The organism is Peribacillus sp. TH14, assembly GCF_016651145.1.
Classification (GTDB): domain Bacteria; phylum Bacillota; class Bacilli; order Bacillales; family DSM-1321; genus Peribacillus; species Peribacillus butanolivorans.
Genome location: NZ_JAEKEK010000001.1, coordinates 1220680 through 1239726, shown reverse-complemented (window position 1 = coordinate 1239726; position 19047 = coordinate 1220680). Strand labels below are relative to the sequence as shown.

The window sequence follows — 19047 nt, the reverse complement described above, 5'->3', positions numbered from 1 at the left end:
GGTATGTTTTTTTATTTTTTAAAGGCTTCATCAATGTATTCATTGTGGATCTGGTTTTTAAAATTAAACGATTTCTTGATATAACCCACACCAGCTAAAGTATCGATTGATTCTTGTTGTGCTTTGATGGCCTCTTCAGTAAAGAAGATATTTGGCTCTTCAGCCGTTATTATTTTCTTGACTGTGTCCACAGGCAATTTAGTTTCTTTAGAATAAATTTCAGATGCTTCATCTGGATTTTCAATTTGCCAATCGGCTGCTTTTTTATAAACCTTTAAATAGGCCTCTACAATTTCAGGATGTTCTTCGGCAAAACCCTTACGTGCAATGATTGCACCAGGAGCTAATATTTTTCCTTTTACTTTAAGTGCGACTGCATTTCCTTTTTCAATATTATTAAGATAATAAGGGTTCCATATGGCCCAAGCGTCCAATTGTTTGGTTTCAAAGGCGGCCTGGGCATCATCCGGTTGTAAATTGATGAGTTTAATATCATCAGTCGTTAAACCATGAGCTTTCAATGCCTTAATTAAATACACATGGCCCGTTGTCCCCGAGGCAACACCAACCGTTTTTCCCTTTAAGTCTTCAATCTGCTTTATGCTACTATCTGCTTGAGCTAGGATCCGGACAGAAGACTCACCCTGACCTGTTTGTGCAATCACTTCGAATGGTAGATTCTTATCAATTCCGGCAATTAGTGCACCATCCCCTAAAAAAGATAGGTCAACCCTGTTGGAAGCAAGGGATTCCAAAAGCGGGGGACCACTCGGGAATTCACTCCACTCGATTTGGGCATCCAGTTTAGAAAACTCTTCGTCGAACAATCCCTTTTCCTTTGCAATGACTAATGGCCCCATCTTGCCATTTAGGGCAATATGCACTTTTAGTGGATCACTTTTTCCGGAAGCTTTGCCGGCATCGGAATTACAGCCTGCTAATACTGCGATACTGATGATGGCAAGTAGTACTGCGGTTAACTGGCTACGATATTTCTTCATGAATTCCCTCCCTTTTTTTATTACACTTACCACATCTGGATAGTCAGATTAATGACAAAAAAGAGATTCAACGAAGAGTATGCCGGGGTTACTCTTCATTGAATCTCCGGTAGTCCAGTTGATTCACATGACTTTTATTGAATTGGCTCCTTTGTGAAGCGGATTGGTGTATGAATGCATCTTAACAGCTGTTAGAATAATCTGTCAATTATTTTTTTATAATTAATCCGATAAAATAAATTGGTATTAGGTGTTGATATTAAATAATCGATAAGTTAATATAAAATGAAATATTGAATCGACTAGTTAACTAGAGATTCAGCAAAGGGACATTATGTGTCTTCTTGCTGGATCTCTATTTTTTTTATTTGAGAAAGGGTGATGAGTATTGGTATCGACGTTAGAAATTAATCACGTAAGCAAGACATTTAAGAATGATAATGAAAGAGTCCATGTTTTGGATAACTTGGATCTAACCGTAAACAATGGTGAATTCGTTACCATCATTGGTCCGAGTGGTTGCGGGAAAAGCACTTTATTAAAGTTGATCGCAGGACTTGATTTAGACTTTGAAGGCGCGATTATTGTAGGCAATCAGGAGGTTAGTGGCCCTTCCAAAGACCGTGGTTTCATTTTTCAAGAGCACCGTTTATTTCCATGGTTAAACGTGGAGAAGAATATTTCAGGTAACCTTCCATTAAAAAAGCCAGAAATACGAAAAAGGGTGGATGATTTGATTTCACTTGTTAAACTTAAAGGATTTGAAAAGGCATATCCACGCCAATTATCCGGTGGAATGTCTCAGCGGGTCGCGATTGCCAGAGCCTTATTACGTAACCCTGAAGTTTTATTGTTAGATGAACCATTTGGTGCATTGGATGCTTTCACGCGAACACATCTTCAAGAAGCATTATTGGAAATATGGGAGAGGAATAAGACAACGATGGTGCTTGTCACCCATGATATTGATGAATCGATCTATTTATCGAAGAAAGTGGTCGTCATGGATGTAAAGCCTGGACGGATTAAAGGTATCGTTCCAATTGATTTACCTTATCCAAGAACTCGAACAAGCAAAGCGTTCCAAGAATTTAGGTCCGTTATTTTAAATCAACTAGATCATCATCCTGAAGAAAAGGAAGATTGGAGCATCTAATAAAATTTTTAAAAAGAAAGAAAGGATGAAGAAAATGTCTACACAGACCGTTGCTCAAAACAAGACGATTGTCATTAGGAAAACGACAAAACAATCCAAAATGGCCAAATCAGCATTTCGAGGATTATTCCTTCCTGTTGTAGTGTTGATTGCATGGCAATCATTAGGTTCAGTTGGAATCCTGCCTGCCCAATTATTCTCATCACCTTTATTGATCGTTACTACTTTTATTGATCTCGTTCAGTCAGGTGAAATGGCCATACATTTACAAATTAGTTTAACGCGGGCGCTTCTTGGCTTTGCATTAGGTGGTTTTTTAGGTTTATTGATCGGAGTCATTGTTGGTATGCAAAAAAAATCCGAGGAGTATTTAAACCCAAGCATTCAAATGTTACGAACAGTTCCTTTACTTGCCATTACACCTTTATTCATTATGTGGTTCGGATTTGGTGAATTATCTAAAGTACTGCTTATTGCGTTAGGTGCTTTTTTTCCTTTATATTTACAAACCTTTTTAGGACTTCGGAATGTGGATAAAAAACTATATGATGTTGCTCAAATCTTAGAATATAGCCGTCTGGAACAAATAACGAAGCTCATGATTCCTGCAGCTTTACCAAACATATTACTCGGTATCCGTTTAGCATTAAGTTCCGCATGGATGTGCTTGGTCGTCGCTGAATTATTAGGGGCAGATAAAGGGGTAGGCTTCATGATCCAAGATGCCCGTTCATTTATGCAAACTGACGTCGTATTCGTAGGTATCATCATTTTTGCTCTCGCTGGTAAAATCTCAGACTCTTTTGTCCGCTTTTTGGAAAATCATTTACTGAAATGGCAAGATAGCTTTAAAGCTTAATTGAAAAGGATGACCGCCCGTGATGGGAGGTCATCCTTTTTTTGTTTTGTTGGAGTTGCTGGAAGGTGTTGTTTTTTATTCTTTTTCTTTATATAAAGGTAAAAAAATAGTGAAGGATGTTCCTTTATTCAATTGGCTTTTAACTATAATTTCTCCCTTGTATTTTTGGGCGATATTATAGCAAACAGTTAAGCCGATACCGGTACCTCTTTCTTTAAGTGAATAAAACGGCGTGCCTAGTATTTCAAGCTGTTCCTTAGAAAGTCCTATACCTGTATCCGTGATTTTTATTTTTGCCATATTTCGTTCTTGTTCTGTTTCTACAGTGATAAATCCGGGATTGTTCATTGATTCAATCCCGTTTTTAATAATATTTACTAATACTTGTTTAAGTTCAATCGGATTCATTTTGATGTATAGTTCTCCGCTAAATTTAAGTAGAAAGCCTACATTACAATTATTAGCAAAACTAGTTAATAGATCAGAGATTTTCTGAATTTCATGATTCAAATGAATAACCTGGATATTTCCTGATTGTGGTTTTGCTAATGATAAATAGTCATTAATTATTACCTGTGTATATTCAAGTTCTGTAAGCATGGTTTGTACATAAAATTTTTCTGTTTCGTTCAGTTCTTTTTCTTGATCTAATAATTGGGCAAATCCTTTTACGACTGTAATGGGGTTCCTTATTTCATGCGCAATGGTAGCGGCTAGCTGACCGACTGAATTTAATTGTTTAGCTTGTTGAATTTCTTTATGAAATGCATTTGTGGATTGCATTCTATTGTTTGTTCCTATAAATACAAATACTAATATTATTTGTATAGCTATAAAATTCAATGTATTACCAAAACTATCTAATGCGACATACTCGTACGTATACTGAAGATTTGTATGCGAAATAACTAAGATAAAAGTAGGTCCAAGTATGATATTTAAAGAAGCGACAATATAAAACCCTATTTTATCAAAGAGAAAAATGGGGATTAAGGGTGCTATTGCGAATAAAGACAACATAATTGCAGTATCTGGGAATACCCAAAATTTAATATATAAATAAACAGTAATTAAGAAAATGAACAGGGTTTTATATAAATTAGTTTCTTTTTTTACGAAAAATAACAAAGAAAGAATGATTCCAGATATCAAAATGACCTGTAAAGACATATCGTAAGGATTAGCTTTCCAACTTATTGGAGATACAGAAATTCCAACTAATAGTAAAAAGGATATCATTGCCATAAATGCCTTAAGTATAAATCGGTGTTTGTTTTGATAATACTGATAGTTTTTTAACATAATTCCCCTTGATTTTAATATTCTGTTTTTTTTAATAGTAATCTTTTACTAGTTTTTTGTAAATCAAAAAAACATAGATTTTGATATCTCATTTTACAAAGCTTTAAATTGGGAAGCAAATTAAGTAAAATAAGTCTAAAGGAACTGGATAGTGCATTCAAAATAGGTGAAACGAACTAAGTGATTTTTATCAGTATGCTGTTTTATGGGTTTCTTTCCTTATTTTTATAGAGGTGTAGTTTCTTTACACTATATTAGTTGTAGCTTTACATTTCCCTTCTAAAATGAAAGTAAGAATAGAAGGGAGAGAGGGAAATTGAAAACTAGTATAAAGAAATTAGGTCTATGTATTATGAGCGTAGGATTTATATTACAGGCTACATCGTTGGATGCTTCAGCTGCTTCAGCAAAAGAAAATCACTCAAACTCATCAATTTATGAGAAGAAAATTGTGAATATCGCGCATCGCGGTGCTTCTGGTTATGCTCCTGAACATACCATTCCCGCTTATCAATTGGGAGAACAAATGAAGGGTGACTACATAGAAATCGATCTCCAGATGACTAAGGACGGAAGATTAATAGCGATGCATGATGAAAAGGTGGATCGCACAACAAATGGTACAGGTCTGGTGAAAGATTTAACACTAGCAGAAATAAAAAAACTGGATGCCGGCTCTTGGTTCAATGAAAAATATCCGCAATTTGCAAAAACGAAATATAAAGGGTTAGTGGTTCCAACTCTTGAAGAGGTCTTTAAAAAATTTGGCAGACAGGCAAATTATTATATTGAGACTAAGTCTCCAGAGGTATATCCAGGAATGGAAAAAGAACTTCTAGAGGTTCTGAAAGATTATAAGATGGTAGATTCAAAGGGACGTACCAAAAATGTACTTATACAATCGTTCAGCAAAGAAAGTCTGTTGAAGGTTCATGACATGAATCCAAAGTTGCCACTGGTTCAACTTTTCTCTTATAAGAATCAGGCAACTATTTCTGATAAAGAATTGGAATCTATTAAGGAATATGCCATTGGAGTTGGTCCGAACTTCACTAAGATAGATGGACAATACGTGAAAATGGTCAGAAATCATGGTCTTCAATTTCATCCGTATACAGTAAATGAAAGAGCTGATATGAAAAAAGCTTTAGAATGGGGAGCAACGGGATTGTTTACAAATTACCCTGATGTATTTAATGAGGTAATAAAAGAGTATAAAAAAGAAAAACACAATCAGATTATGAGTAAATGAAGAATAGATTGAGAAGATCTATATAAGCTTATTAGGAATCATCAACTAAATAAAGGTATCCATAAGTAAGCTTCGATTCTTCGGGGCTTTTTTTGTATCTCGTTTTTTGAATTTAAACCTAATCCGAAACTTCAGAAGAAGGATGATATTATCGTACGTGTGACATCGACGGCAATTTGCGCGTCAGATCTTCATAGTATTATGATATAGAGAAGTATAATATGTGTTTTAAAAAAAGAAAGGCCGATAAATGATCTTGAATAAGAGTGTTTGATAAGAAAATGATACAATTTATTATATAATAATATTGATAAAGGGAGGTAGGTCTGATGGTATATAATTCGGCGGCTGAACTTTGTGAAGGGTTTGAGGCAGTATATCAGCCTATTCAAGTTCAGTTAACGATTGAGATTGTTGATAAGAGATTAGGGCCTGTAAAGGCTGAAGCAGAGATTGCCATCAAGCCTGTTGAGTCAAAGGGGTTTTTAGAGGTGTTGGTGGAGGATCTGGAATCGGAGCATATTTTTGCTGATGAAAATGGCAGCATATACGGAAGCTTTGGAATTGATCAGAGCATCCAAATTTATGATGAAGTTCTAGACATTATTCCGTTAGATGATCTAATCGGAAAAGAAAATTGGAAAGTGACTGTCGATTCATTTATCGCGGAAGAAAAGCTAAAAGGACAGCTGGAAAAGGTACTGAATAATTACCAATTTAGTGATATGAGCGGTAAATATAAATTTAGAAAAATATGTACGATTACGGAACTCCAATTTTTGAAGTGAAAAAAATAGAGAAGGTAAAAGCCTTCTCTATTTTCATTATTATTCTTGGATCATTTTAAATCTGTTCTGGTTAGCTTTTCTTCGTATTCGGCCTCATCTAACCCTATTCACTCCTTATTCTCGTCCTTTAACTAAGAGCTTCTTCGAATTATGTTTAAATCAGACAAAAGTAAGTTCGGCATTGGTTAAAAACATATTCCCATCAAATATCTATTATTAAAAAATCCACTTTTTTGAATGCGATGGTAAGTATGCATGAAATCGCATCGGATTGTGAAATATGGTTCTATATTTTTCATCATTTGTTAGATATATTGAATTAAAGGGTACTAAAAAAGCACAGGAGTTAGCCCCTGTGCAACGAAATTATTTATAAACCTTACTTGGGATTTTTACGGCAGGATGGCCAGCGGCATAAGGAGCCACTTCATATTCTTGGAATACGAGATAGATCCCCCCGTTTGTATAATAGAACTGTGAATCCTTATTGACGGGAACATCGCTCTGTTTTTTCACATAAAAACTATCTCTTTTCCTCATGTAGTCATAAGCATATTTCTGCACCTTCGTATATTTCACTTTGGATGTGAGGATTTCACTGATTTTCACCTGTTTACCGGAAGATTCTTTGAAATTATAGGATGTTGTGTATCCCATTCCATGAGCTCCACCGCTATAGTAGTAATCGTCAATAAGAATGCTTAGCTTTCCATCTTGGTTGAATTTCACTTTATACGAAATACTGTAACTATACTGACAAGAGTATGGGGATTCTTTGCACCATTCCTCATTTTTATCTTTTTCCCTATCCTTTTTGGCTTGCAGATAAGAGGAATAGGCGTCCTTGGCATGCTTAGTTAACACCTGATTAATTTTATCCTGAGCTGCTTTACTTTTAAGTCCTGATACTTGCGGATACGACAAGTCACTGATATTTTTATATTTTTTCTTGGTTATCTTCACATTGCTGAATTTTAAATATTTTGTAGATACATAGGCTTTTTTTCCATTGTACCGAATTTCCGACCAGCCGGATTTTGTTTTCGAATAAACGGTTACGGCTTTCCCTTTCTCCAACGATTCTACTTTTTTATAGCTGGTGCTGGGGCCACTTCTAACAGTTAAAGGGGAACCCTTCGTATTTACCGTGGCATTTTCTGTAGTGGTCGCTGAGACTGAGTCGATTTTTATCAGTAAAAAAGAGATGCATGTAAAAGTTAATGCGACAGCAAGGACAATCTTAGTGAAATTCTTGAATAGCATTCAATTACCACCTTTGTATAATTTTTACATTATCTATTATATAAGTAGGTGGATCAATTAGAAAGTGAATTTTTTATTTCAAAAGTTAAAGAGGAGAAAAAAATGAAAATTGGTTTAGTACGACACTTTAAGGTGGCACATGAATTCCCAACTGGAAAATATGTGACGGCGGATGATATGAATCAATGGTTTAAGGATTATGATGCAGCAGATATTATTTATGGGACAACTTTATTGGACGATGTGGAATGGAAGAGATGTTATTGCAGCGATATGTCGAGAGCAGTGAAGACGGCTGAGCATATCTATCCTGGTGAGGTTAATCAGATGGAGGAACTTCGGGAAATACCATCTCCACCTCTTAACGGGAAGGTGAAGCTGCCATTCATACTTTGGGCCATTTGGATTCGCTGTTGCTCGGTAGTTAACAAGCAGACGAGAGCGGAGATTAAGATTGCTGAGAAACGGATCAATAAAGTATTGGACGAGCTTCTCGCAAAAGGAGAGCAGGATGTTTTGATTGTGAGTCATGCTGCTCTCATGGTATATATGAGGAAAGAGCTGATCCGACGGGGATTCGCAGGTCCAAAGTTTAAGATTGCTAGTAATGGAAAGTTGTATGTGTTCGAAAGAAAATAAGGAAAAACTCGCATGTGAACTTTTTTAAGTTTTCATGAGCAAATAGGGTAAGCCTTTTGATATTTCAAAGAAAGATGAAGGCATTTTACCGATAGTTATTCTTTTTCTAATGGTTGTGGTTTATTATTGTAATAGTGTAATTTTTTCGAATTCAATGGTAGGGAAAAGAGGGTGAGCATTTTGGTAAAGGCAGTTTTTTTTGATTTAGATGATACGTTACTTTGGGATCAGAAGAGTGTGAAAGAGGCTTTTATAGCGACATGCGAATTGGCAAAGGCGAAATATGATTTGAATGTTGACGAGTTTGAGGAAGCGGTACGGAAAGAAGCACGTGAGCTTTATTCTTCTTATGATACATATGAATTTACGCAAATGATCGGTATCAACCCGTTTGAAGGACTTTGGGGTAATTTTCAAGATGATCATGATGAATTCCGTAAGATGGCCGAGATTGTACCAGCTTATCGGAAAGAGGCATGGACAAGAGGCTTGAAGGCATTAGGGATAGATGACCCGGCATTTGGTCTTGAGCTAGCAGAACGTTTCCCTGCTGAGAGACGGAAAAAACCATTTATTTATGAAGAAACATTCCAGGTGTTAGATGAGTTAAAAGGGAAGTACAAATTGTTATTGCTGACGAATGGTTCGCCTGAGCTTCAAAATACGAAGCTTGAAATCACGCCTGAGTTAGTTCCTTATTTCGATCAAATCGTTATTTCCGGCGCGTTTGGACGTGGGAAACCGGATGCTTCTATTTTCGAGCATGCATTAGAAATCATGGAGCTTGATAAGCATGAAGTATTAATGGTCGGCGACAATTTAATGACGGATATCCTTGGTGCATCACGTGCAGGCATTAAATCGGTTTGGATAAACCGTCATGATAAGGAACGGAATGAAGTCATCCCTAATTATGAAATTACGCATTTAGAGGAGCTTTTTCCTATCCTTGAGAGTCTAAATAAATAACGGATATATCCCCTTCAAGTAGTAAGTTCAAAAAAACTTAACTTGGAGGGGATTTTATTTAATTCAAAACATGGCATTAAAATAATAGGTCTTTGAATTTATTTACAAACCAAAATGGATGGTATATAGTTACCATGTAATAATTAATATTATTCAGACTAGGGGTGTCCAATAAAAGTTGGGCTGAGAGAGAAGCGCGTTAAAGCTTCTTAACCCTCAGGACCTGATCTGGTTCATACCAGCGTGGGGAAGTTAGAATCTACTATTCAATGACATGTAATTTGGTCATTTCTGTAGTCATACTAACTTTAGCCGGGTCTTAAATATGAGACCTGGCTTTTTCGTGCGAAAATGGATTGGATTTTGTCCTTTTTAATCTAACTTAAAAAGGAGAAATGAAATCATGAGTAATTCAGTAAATGACATGAACGTTTCAATTATGTCCAATTTTGCAGGAAGTAAAAAAGTTTATGTAGAGGGGTCTAGACCTGATATAAAAGTTCCTATGCGTGAAATTAAACTAAGTCCCACAACAGGAGCATTTGGTGAAGAGGAAAATTTACCTCTACGCGTATATGATACTAGCGGTTTCTATACGGATTCTGAGTATTCTATTGATATTCGTAAAGGTCTTGACCCTATTAGACGCAACTGGGTTCTTGAACGGGAAGACGTTGAAGAGTATGTGGGGCGTAAAATAAAACCAGAAGATAATGGGTATAAAAAAGTTGAGTCTCATTCCAAAGCAGAAGTTTTTCCGGGATTGATAAGAAATCCTTTGCGTGCAAAGAAGGGGAGAAACATAACCCAACTCCATTATGCTCGTAAAGGTATCATTACCCCAGAAATGGAGTTTATTTCGATTAGAGAAAGTGTTTCCGCTGAGTTTGTACGAGATGAAGTAGCTAGCGGGCGGGCCATTATACCGGCTAATATTAACCATCCTGAAAGTGAGCCGATGATTATCGGACGTAATTTTCATGTGAAAATAAATGCGAATATTGGGAATTCAGCGGTTAGTTCATCCATCGAAAATGAAGTAGAAAAAATGACTTGGGCCACTCGCTGGGGAGCCGATAACATCATGGATCTCTCTACCGGAAAAAATATACACACAACCCGTGAATGGATTATTAGAAATTCGCCTGTACCTGTTGGAACAGTACCGATTTATCAAGCGCTTGAAAAAGTAGATGGAGTCGCTGAAAATTTAACATGGGAGGTTTTTCGGGATACTTTAATTGAGCAGGCTGAGCAAGGTGTTGATTACTTTACCATACATGCTGGTGTGCTTCTGCGATATATCCCATTAACAGCAAAGCGGATGACGGGAATTGTTTCCCGTGGGGGTTCTATTATGGCTCAATGGTGTCTGGCTCATCATGAAGAAAGCTTCCTCTATACTCATTTTGAAGAAATCTGTGAAATCATGAAAGCATATGATGTATCTTTCTCATTAGGAGATGGACTTCGTCCTGGATCTATTGCAGATGCAAACGACGAGGCGCAATTTGCGGAATTGGAAACATTGGGTGAACTAACAAAGATTGCTTGGAAACATGATGTACAAGTTATGGTTGAGGGGCCCGGTCACGTTCCAATGCATTTAATTAAAGAAAATATGGATAAGCAACTGGAAGTTTGTCAAGAAGCCCCATTCTATACATTGGGACCCCTAACAACTGATATAGCTCCTGGCTACGATCATATTACTTCTGCGATTGGGGCTGCCATGATTGGCTGGTTTGGAACTGCGATGCTTTGTTATGTGACACCGAAAGAGCACCTTGGTCTTCCAAATAAAGAGGATGTTCGAATAGGGGTTATTACGTATAAAATTGCAGCCCATGCCGCTGACCTAGCAAAAGGCCATCCAAATGCTCAAAAACGAGATGATGCCCTTTCAAAAGCAAGATTCGAATTTCGTTGGAGAGATCAGTTTAATCTATCGCTCGATCCTGAAAGAGCCGTTGAATATCACGATGAAACTCTGCCTGCTGAGGGTGCCAAAACAGCTCACTTTTGTTCAATGTGCGGTCCTAAATTCTGCAGCATGAGAATCTCACAAGATATTCGTGATTTAGCTAAAGAAAAAGGGCTTGGTTTTGAGTCTGTAATTGATGAAGGCTTGAAAGAAAAAGCGAATGAATTTAGAAACACAGACGGAAAAATCTATCAATAATATGGACGAAAAGGAGAATTCGATGAATCGAGTAATCCAGATTAAAGTTGAAATAAAACAGTTGGAAAATCAGCTGGATCAGCTTAAAAAAGAGCTGAGTATTTTTCGGGAAAATTGTAATCATGAATTTGTAAAAAATGATTATTTACAAGAATGCACAAAGTGCCACTTAATTGAGAGTCTGCAATGGTAGGGATTTCTCGATTAAATAACTTTGGATTCTTGGTATTCTAGTAAGTAGAAAAATTGCAAATCAATAAGACTTTAATGCTCCTTGGGATTATTCAGTTTTATAAGTATTAAGGAGAAAAAGGACTAACCATCCTTTTTCCTTATTTTTCATAAGCACCGAATCAGACTTTGAGAAAGTTCCATAGATACCCTCGGCATTACCTTTCTCTTTTATAAGTATAAGTTACCCCAGGTATTTTTCTTTATCCTATATGTCCCTCATTTCTTCGGATCATGTTAGTCATAAAAACCAGTGTATAAAGGAACGTGGCTTTATTAGGTTTTCATGGAAGGGTTTTGCACGGATATTCTTGTTTTGTTTTAACATACTAAGCTTGTCCACATCATAAAACAAGGAGGGAATTTACATGATGCAAAATCAACAAGGTCAAACACACGAGAATATGCAAACAGGTGCTATACCCCCACAAATGAATCACGGTGGTCACGAAGTATTCGATGTACATGAAGTGTTGTCGGGAACGATTGGTACTTTAAACACTTATATGCTTTTGCGTCAGCATGTACAGGATCAGGAATTACTGGACATTCTGGATCGTCAATATCAGTTCATCCAAGATGAATATAACCTTTCATTAGAGTGCTTTCAATCTGGCCAGGACCCATCCAAACGAACACAGAGTTACAACATGAATCAAGGTAACGATTTTATATATGGATTGACACCAACTCAGCCAAAGAAACCTTTGCAATCCGTATCGGAAATTACGGATGAATGCATTTCAGGCTTGATGCTTGGGGCAGTGAAGTCTGCTGCTTCTTTAAAAGCAATGTCTGCACTTGAAATTACAAACCCAGTTGTGCGTCGCGTATTTGCAGCTTCTGTTCCGAACTGCATTGAAATGGCATATGAGATTTCGATATATCAAAACAAACATCATTACTACCAAGTTCCACAGCTTGCACAGCAGGATATGCAACAAATGTTGAATTCATATTCACCCGCACAAGGAAATAACAACGTAAGCCATTAATTAAAAAACAAACAAAATCTAAAAAAACTAGCAAATTTATTCCGACCAGTTAGATAACTATAGCAATTTATTAAGGGATAGGACTAAGCACCGTAAGTCCTATCCCTTCAATAATATTAACCAGTGTTGTTTCCTTATTATTGTTTCATCTGATTTATTTCCTGAACACAATTTTGGACAAGAGTTACAGCCTGGCTCATAGTTGCTCCTCCACCAAATGCTGCCGTCACTCCGATTGCTTCCAGGATTTCTTGTTCTGAACACCCTTGATCAAGGCATCCTTTAGTATGGTAGATAATACAGTATTCATCTTGAGAATATAAGCTTATGCCTAAAGCGATAAGCTGTTTCTCTTTCTTAGATAATAGACCTTCTTTAAAGCATTCTTCCGTAAAGGAATTGAATTTCTCAGCGAGCTCAGGCATTTTATCCGTAAAAATACCAATACCAGCTTTATAATCGTGAAGAGTAATTTCTGTAGTGTTTTTTGCTTCAAATTCCATATCCCATTCAACTCCATCCATAATAATCTTTCATCAAAAATTAGTATGAACTAAACAAGAAATGATTAATCAAAAACGATGGAGTTATTGTGAATGAATAGCCTGTTAGATCACGTGTAGATGCACTAATACATATACATAAGGATATTCTGTTGCATCGCCACATACAGCTCATTTGTATAGAGCATCCATAGACCGCAAGGCACTCCAGAATAGTTGAAGACTAAAATATGGACAAAGTATAATGAAATATGTAAAGAGTTAAGATACCTTTTTGCAGTGTCTAACTTAAGGGGGGAAATCGTAATGAATGAACTGAACGCATTATTCCGAAAAAGAATAGGGCTGCTGGAACATGAAAAAGTGACTTTTGAAAAATTAGATGAAATTCTTGAAAAGACAGCGAAAACAATTCCCTTTGAAAACTTATCCATCATGGCATCTCATCTTAGTGACATCAACAAAGAAAATATCATGAACAAAGTTCTTGTGAGAAACGAGGGGGGACTTTGTTATGAATTGAATACGGCGCTTTATTTTTTCCTAGTGGAAAATGACTTTGACGTTTTCTTAGTTCGCGGCGTAATTTACAATCAAGGGTGGATGACCATAGGTAGAACCCATGTCGCCATTCTATTAAATCATGAAGGTCAAACTTATTTAGTCGATACGGGATTTGGAGGGAATTTACCTTTAAAACCAGTACCGTTTAACGGAGAAACCGTTATTTCTCAAAATGGTGAATTTCGAATTAAAAAGGAATGTAACGAACATGGAGATTATATTTTTGAATTAAAGCTGAAACATAAAGATCCCGATTGGAAAATTGGGTATGCTTTCGATTCTTCAAAGACCGTAGAAAATGTTGTGGAACTGAATGAGATTCAAACTATCATCAGGGAAAACCCAAAATCACCTTTTAACAAACATCCTTTAATCACTCGACTTACAAATAGCGGGAACATCACTTTAACCGATACATCCTTTACGCAGTGGGACGACGGGAAAGTGACAAAAGAAGAAATAGATAGCACACGATTCAAAGAGATAATGAAACAGTATTTTGATAGATAAGAGATAACGAAAGAAAGTTGCCCTCCCTCAGGCTGTCGAGAAACCTTTGACAGCCTTTTTTATGTTCCTTAACCTAGACATTGAATTTGTTAGGGTGCATACGGGAACCATTACTGTACGACCTTGAAGGAAGGAGACAATCTGATTTTGTTATCCTTATTAAATGCAGGACAATCACCCTTCCTTGTCGAACTAAGTACAAGAGAAGAGGCTGATGAAAATGAGTAATGCAAAATACAAATTTTATTATGTGAATGGGGAAACAGAGGAGTTAGAGACGAATGAACCCTATACTGATGAAGCCAATAGTATTCTGAATCTGCAGTTAATTCAAAATGCGACATGGTTACAAGCAGGTGGGAAGCATATCAACTTAGCTAATGTAATTAGTATCGAATTTGCAGGAGACCAAGATAAACGTAAATTAGAGCAAATTAAGTTTAGGCCTAATAAATAAAGCACCCAATACGGGTGTTTTTTTTTATCATTTGTTATAGTTTTAATTGAATAGGTGAAAAGGGAGGGATTCAAAATGGAGAAGAAAAATCGATTAGTTTTTACTAGATCAAACGCTGGTACTAAACGGAAATTCGATGAGGCTATTACAATTCTGGAATATAGCGTAATGCTTGTTGAACTCTTCGACTTAAAAGAATTTAATAATGTTATTGCCGGGCAGTTAAGACTAATTCTATGTGAGAACAAATATACACGAATAAAGAGGGAAAAAGTCACCATTGATAACTCCTTAATAAAGAAAATCAATCCTAACCCGAAATTGTATCCCGTTAAAGATTTCATTGAAATAAGCAAAGAAGGCAATACAGAAATACCCGAAGAACTTTTCGATTACACTAAGCCGAGGATTGATTTAAATATTTGGCGAAATCAAGTAATCTATAAAAGTAGTTTAGGGGGCATTCTCCAGGAAATTACAATCTTAGATTTTATTAAGGAGTCTGCTCAAAAGAGTGGTGGTGCTCACGTGGAATCAAGTCTTCCTGAAAAGTCTTTTATGGTGGACGAGCATGCCGAAAGTATTTTAAGGTGTATAGCAAGAGGATTATTTAGGTCTATTGGTAGAGATTTTGAAGAACATTCTTCTATGAACCTTACACATATAATAAAGAAAATTGAAGAATCAAAAGCCTCCGAATAGTTTCTTTATTGTAAAAAAGGGGGGGATTTACCCTTACTTCATGACATGACAATCACATTGCCTGAAGATTGAGTAAAAAGCATTTAGGGGAAGATATAACAGAAGGCTGAGTAAAGGTAAGTTCTTTATGTAATGAGTAGAAGAAATTATCCAATTAAGTCTTCAATTGTAGCAGGTTAGGATAACAATAAAAGACGATTTTTCCACCTAGAGTAGGAAAAGTCGTCTTTTTATTTGTTTATAGGTCAGGAGATAAACCGGAATAAACCCACTAAATGAAAAAACAGTATGAAAGGCACTATTTTTTTGTCCTGAGCGTACTCCACAATTTCTGCATATTTAATTGGTACGATGTATTCAAATGTTAAAGGAGGATTTATTACATGCTGAAAAAAAGAATAAAAATGCCCATCATTTTATCATTATGTGCAGCCCTTTTCTTAGTATTGGGTGCATGCTCCAACACTAATGATGAAAGTAAAGAAAATAAGGAAGACAAGGATCATAGTAATATGGACATGAACCATTCTAGTTCAGGTGATGTTCCTAAAGGTTTAAAAGTAGCTGAAAGTCCAACCTATGAAGTCGGAAGTCAAGCGATTATAGAATCAGATCACATGGAAAGTATGAAGGGTGCGAAAGCAACAATTGTTGGTGCCTATGATACTACCGCTTATGCTATTTCGTATACTCCTTCAAATGGTGGAGACAAAGTGGAAAATCATAAATGGGTTATTCAAGAAGAGCTTAAAGATGCTGGCGAGAAAACGTTAGAACCTGGAGCAGAAGTTACAGTAGATGCATCCCATATGGAGGGGATGGATGGTGCAACCGCTGAAATTGATTTTGCTGAAGAAACGACTGTGTATATGGTTGATTTCACTCCGACTAATGGTGGAGAAGAAGTTAAAAACCATAAATGGGTAACAGAAAGTGAATTAACATCGGCTGAATAATGTTGAAACAACAAATTTTTACGTTCAAATCAAAGGTTAGCCAGTTCTTACTGGTTAACCTTTTTTATCATTTCCCGCCGGAAGACTCCCTTTTCAAGCATGTGAAGGGCGAGAGCCCAACGATAAGGGGGAGATGAATGGCGGTTTGGCATAAGCCAAAGTAATCTTTTGACAAACATACGTTCGGTGGTTAATAATAACTATAAGGGGGTGAAACCAATGGTCGTAAACAAAGCTTATAAATTTCGAATCTATCCAACTAAAGAACAACTAGTTCTAATCAATAAAACGATCGGCTGTTCCCGTTTTGTCTATAACTTCTTTTTAGGCAAACAAAAGGAGAAAGATGCCTACTGGTATATCTGTGAAGAAATGAAGCAGAACGGCCAATTACCCTCTAATGAAAGGAAAGGTTCTTTTCTGAATAAATACGCAACAATCAAAGAACTTCCAGCTTTAAAGAAAGAGTATTATTTCCTGAAAGAAGTAGACAGTATTGCCTTACAGAAATCGGTGGAAAATTTAGCAGATTCCTATAGTCGATATTATAAAAAGCAAAACAAGTCACCACGCTTCAAATCGAAAAAGAATCCTATCCAGTCCTATACGACTAAACATACGAATGGGAATATTGGAATTGTTGGAAAAAAAATCAAATTGCCAAAACTCGGTCTAGTTCGTTTTGCTAAAAGCCGCGAAGTCGAAGGGCGAATCATCAATGCCACAATCAGGCGGAACCCTTCGGGTAAATATTTCATTTCCGTTTTAGCGGAAACCCATGTACAAGAACTTCCTAAAACGAATCGTTCGTGCGGTGTAGATGTTGGTTTGAAGAATTTTGCTATTCTTTCAGATGGTACGGTCTATCAAAACCCAAAATTCTTCCGGACGGTCGAAAAGAAATTGGCCAAAGCACAACGGATTCTTTCAAGGCGACAAGAAATAGCCTTGAATCAAAATAAACCATTGGCTGAAGCTAAAAACTATCAAAAACAAAAACGAAAAGTGGCTATCCTACACGAAAAAATTTCAAATGCCCGAATGGATTACTTACATAAAGTTTCTACCAAAATCATCAAAAACCACGATGTGATTGGAATGGAAGACTTGCAAGTGTCGAATATGATGAAAAATCAAAAACTAGCTAAAGCTATTAGTGAAGTATCTTGGTACCAATTCAAAAAAATGTTGGAATACAAAGCAAAATGGTATGGTAAACAAATCGTGACCGTATCTAAAACGTTTGCTTCTAGCCAATTGTGTTCTAGCTGCGGTTACCAAAATAAAGACGTTAAACATCTGAATCTTCGTGAATGGGATTGTCCTTTTTGTACTACTCACCACGATCGAGATATTAACGCAGGACTCAATCTAATGAATGAAGCCATAAGGCTTCTAACCGTAGGAACTACGGGAGTAGCCTAATTAAAAATTGGCCGATAGGCTAATGTTCTTAGGAATCCCCCACTTCAATCAGACCGTAAGGTCGATAAGTGGTGGGTAGTTCAATTGTTATGTTGATTATTAATAAAGATTACAGAATGGGAGATACAAATCCATGACTCTAGGCCCGCGTGTCCTTAAAACAGGAATTGCTGTTACATTGGCATTGTTAATTTGCTCGATCTTAAATTTGCAGCCTGCAGTGTTTGCAGGGGTGGCAGCTGTTTTCACGATACAGCCTTCTATTTATCGTACATGGAGGCATTTGTTTGACCAAATCATTACCAATGTAATTGGTGCACTGACTGCGCTTTTTTCTATTCATTTCTTGGGGGATAGTCCAATTATGATTGGACTTGTCATGATATTGGTAATTTCGCTATGTTTGAAATTGAAAATGGAAAGCACAATACCGCTTACACTCGTTACGGTATTAGCCATCATGAGTGCTCCAGGTAATGAAAGTCTACACTTTATATTAAATCGTTGTTTAATCATTTTAGTTGGCATTGTGTGTGCAATGATCGTAAATATTGCCATCTTCCCACCAAAATATAAACGAAATTACCTTGATAAAGTTCAATTGATTTTTAACAATCTTTCTTTATTATTACGTACGGCATTTTCCAAGGAAATGAAGGCAAAATCTTTTCAAGAACACTATGCAAAATTAATTAAAGACATTCCAAAACTAGAAGAACAATATAAGATTTTTGATGAAGAAAGAGGGAACCTTGTAAAACTAAACCAGCTGGATGTTAGGGAAATCGTAGTATTTAAACAAATGCTGAAGACCCTCAAGCAGGCAGAACAAGTAGTAGAAAACATTGATGAACATTATTTCCAGAGTAAGACGAATGAGGAGGAAAACCATCTCTTCGACCATCATCTTGAAGAGTTAATCAAAGGTCATGAATACTTGTTGCTAAAATACGAGGGGAAAATAAAAGGGGAAGATTATCATATTGAAAATGATATGGCGGAAAAAAGCCAAATATTTTTCGAGCGTGCTCTCGAAATATACAGTCAAAATAAAGAACAGAAATTACGCACAATGATTATTGCTTCTTCCATCGTAGAATATAGCCTTCAATTGCGACGATTAAGTCGATTAATCGATCAGTACCAAACGGCAAAAAGGTAATGGGAGTCATCTGATTATAATCAGGAGAAAAGGATGCTCACTGTACCATAGTATTAAAGGATCTTCATCATCGTTTGACTATTTCACTTAACAGTTTTGATATTTCGCCTTAATTTTCCAGTACACAAAAA

The 19047-nt window shown here is 36.4% G+C and carries 19 protein-coding genes and 1 riboswitch; of the genes, 15 read left to right on the top strand and 4 right to left on the bottom strand.

Annotated features, from left to right (window positions below):
- Positions 1–11 precede the first annotated feature (11 nt).
- The gene (locus JFU50_RS06155) at positions 12–1001 is read right to left on the bottom strand and encodes an ABC transporter substrate-binding protein (protein WP_201182761.1); all 990 of its coding nucleotides are present in this window, start codon (positions 999–1001) and stop codon (positions 12–14) included.
- 388 nt (positions 1002–1389) lie between these two features.
- Here JFU50_RS06155 and JFU50_RS06150 point away from each other — a divergent pair, with 388 nt between their 5' ends.
- Together JFU50_RS06150 and JFU50_RS06145 are read left to right on the top strand one after the other, a co-directional pair.
- The gene (locus JFU50_RS06150; RefSeq protein WP_201222112.1) at positions 1390–2157 is read left to right on the top strand and encodes an ABC transporter ATP-binding protein; all 768 of its coding nucleotides are present in this window, start codon (positions 1390–1392) and stop codon (positions 2155–2157) included.
- 25 nt (positions 2158–2182) lie between these two features.
- Positions 2183–3016, top strand: coding sequence for an ABC transporter permease (locus JFU50_RS06145; RefSeq protein WP_379161119.1), 834 nt, complete (start codon positions 2183–2185; stop codon positions 3014–3016).
- Positions 3017–3091: 75 nt separating this feature from the next.
- Here JFU50_RS06145 and JFU50_RS06140 read toward each other — a convergent pair whose 3' ends face one another.
- Complete coding sequence (locus JFU50_RS06140; protein ID WP_201182756.1) at positions 3092–4318, bottom strand: sensor histidine kinase; 1227 nt, start codon at positions 4316–4318, stop codon at positions 3092–3094.
- A gap of 352 nt (positions 4319–4670) precedes the next feature.
- Here JFU50_RS06140 and JFU50_RS06135 point away from each other — a divergent pair, with 352 nt between their 5' ends.
- On the top strand, positions 4671–5570 hold the full coding sequence (locus JFU50_RS06135) for a glycerophosphodiester phosphodiesterase (protein ID WP_201183494.1): 900 nt from the start codon (positions 4671–4673) through the stop codon (positions 5568–5570).
- A gap of 329 nt (positions 5571–5899) precedes the next feature.
- Positions 5900–6358, top strand: a complete 459-nt coding sequence (locus JFU50_RS06130; protein WP_201182754.1) for a hypothetical protein — start codon at positions 5900–5902, stop codon at positions 6356–6358.
- Positions 6359–6724: 366 nt separating this feature from the next.
- Here JFU50_RS06130 and JFU50_RS06125 read toward each other — a convergent pair whose 3' ends face one another.
- Positions 6725–7621, bottom strand: a complete 897-nt coding sequence (locus JFU50_RS06125; RefSeq protein ID WP_201222110.1) for a PdaC/SigV domain-containing protein — start codon at positions 7619–7621, stop codon at positions 6725–6727.
- Positions 7622–7723: 102 nt separating this feature from the next.
- On the opposite strand from JFU50_RS06125, the gene JFU50_RS06120 reads away from it, so the two are divergent.
- From JFU50_RS06120 to JFU50_RS06100, 5 genes are all read left to right on the top strand, one after another.
- On the top strand, positions 7724–8260 hold the full coding sequence (locus JFU50_RS06120) for a histidine phosphatase family protein (protein WP_201182749.1): 537 nt from the start codon (positions 7724–7726) through the stop codon (positions 8258–8260).
- A gap of 180 nt (positions 8261–8440) precedes the next feature.
- Entirely contained in the window at positions 8441–9229 is a 789-nt protein-coding gene (locus JFU50_RS06115; RefSeq protein ID WP_201182747.1) for an HAD family hydrolase, read from the top strand.
- 150 nt (positions 9230–9379) lie between these two features.
- Positions 9380–9496, top strand: a riboswitch (TPP riboswitch).
- A gap of 133 nt (positions 9497–9629) precedes the next feature.
- The gene (gene thiC / locus JFU50_RS06110; protein ID WP_342214743.1) at positions 9630–11411 is read left to right on the top strand and encodes a phosphomethylpyrimidine synthase ThiC; all 1782 of its coding nucleotides are present in this window, start codon (positions 9630–9632) and stop codon (positions 11409–11411) included.
- Between the two features lie 22 nt (positions 11412–11433).
- Complete coding sequence (locus JFU50_RS06105) at positions 11434–11604, top strand: hypothetical protein (RefSeq protein ID WP_162878748.1); 171 nt, start codon at positions 11434–11436, stop codon at positions 11602–11604.
- A 409-nt stretch (positions 11605–12013) separates the two neighbouring features.
- Positions 12014–12637 (top strand): spore coat protein, encoded by a 624-nt coding sequence (locus JFU50_RS06100; protein WP_201225030.1) that lies wholly within the window; start codon positions 12014–12016, stop codon positions 12635–12637.
- Positions 12638–12774: 137 nt separating this feature from the next.
- Here JFU50_RS06100 and JFU50_RS06095 read toward each other — a convergent pair whose 3' ends face one another.
- Positions 12775–13140, bottom strand: coding sequence for a carboxymuconolactone decarboxylase family protein (locus JFU50_RS06095; RefSeq protein WP_201225029.1), 366 nt, complete (start codon positions 13138–13140; stop codon positions 12775–12777).
- A 306-nt stretch (positions 13141–13446) separates the two neighbouring features.
- Here JFU50_RS06095 and JFU50_RS06090 point away from each other — a divergent pair, with 306 nt between their 5' ends.
- From JFU50_RS06090 to JFU50_RS06065, 6 genes are all read left to right on the top strand, one after another.
- On the top strand, positions 13447–14214 hold the full coding sequence (locus tag JFU50_RS06090; RefSeq protein WP_201222108.1) for an arylamine N-acetyltransferase family protein: 768 nt from the start codon (positions 13447–13449) through the stop codon (positions 14212–14214).
- Positions 14215–14434: 220 nt separating this feature from the next.
- Positions 14435–14671, top strand: a complete 237-nt coding sequence (locus JFU50_RS06085; RefSeq protein ID WP_053344532.1) for a hypothetical protein — start codon at positions 14435–14437, stop codon at positions 14669–14671.
- A 75-nt stretch (positions 14672–14746) separates the two neighbouring features.
- Positions 14747–15373, top strand: coding sequence for a hypothetical protein (locus JFU50_RS06080; protein WP_201182739.1), 627 nt, complete (start codon positions 14747–14749; stop codon positions 15371–15373).
- 383 nt (positions 15374–15756) lie between these two features.
- On the top strand, positions 15757–16329 hold the full coding sequence (locus JFU50_RS06075) for a YdhK family protein (RefSeq protein ID WP_201222106.1): 573 nt from the start codon (positions 15757–15759) through the stop codon (positions 16327–16329).
- A 219-nt stretch (positions 16330–16548) separates the two neighbouring features.
- Positions 16549–17754, top strand: coding sequence for an IS200/IS605 family element RNA-guided endonuclease TnpB (tnpB, locus tag JFU50_RS06070; RefSeq protein ID WP_201222104.1), 1206 nt, complete (start codon positions 16549–16551; stop codon positions 17752–17754).
- A gap of 133 nt (positions 17755–17887) precedes the next feature.
- A complete protein-coding gene (locus JFU50_RS06065) occupies positions 17888–18916 on the top strand; it encodes an FUSC family protein (RefSeq protein WP_056528993.1) in 1029 nt (342 codons plus the stop codon).
- Positions 18917–19047 lie beyond the last annotated feature (131 nt).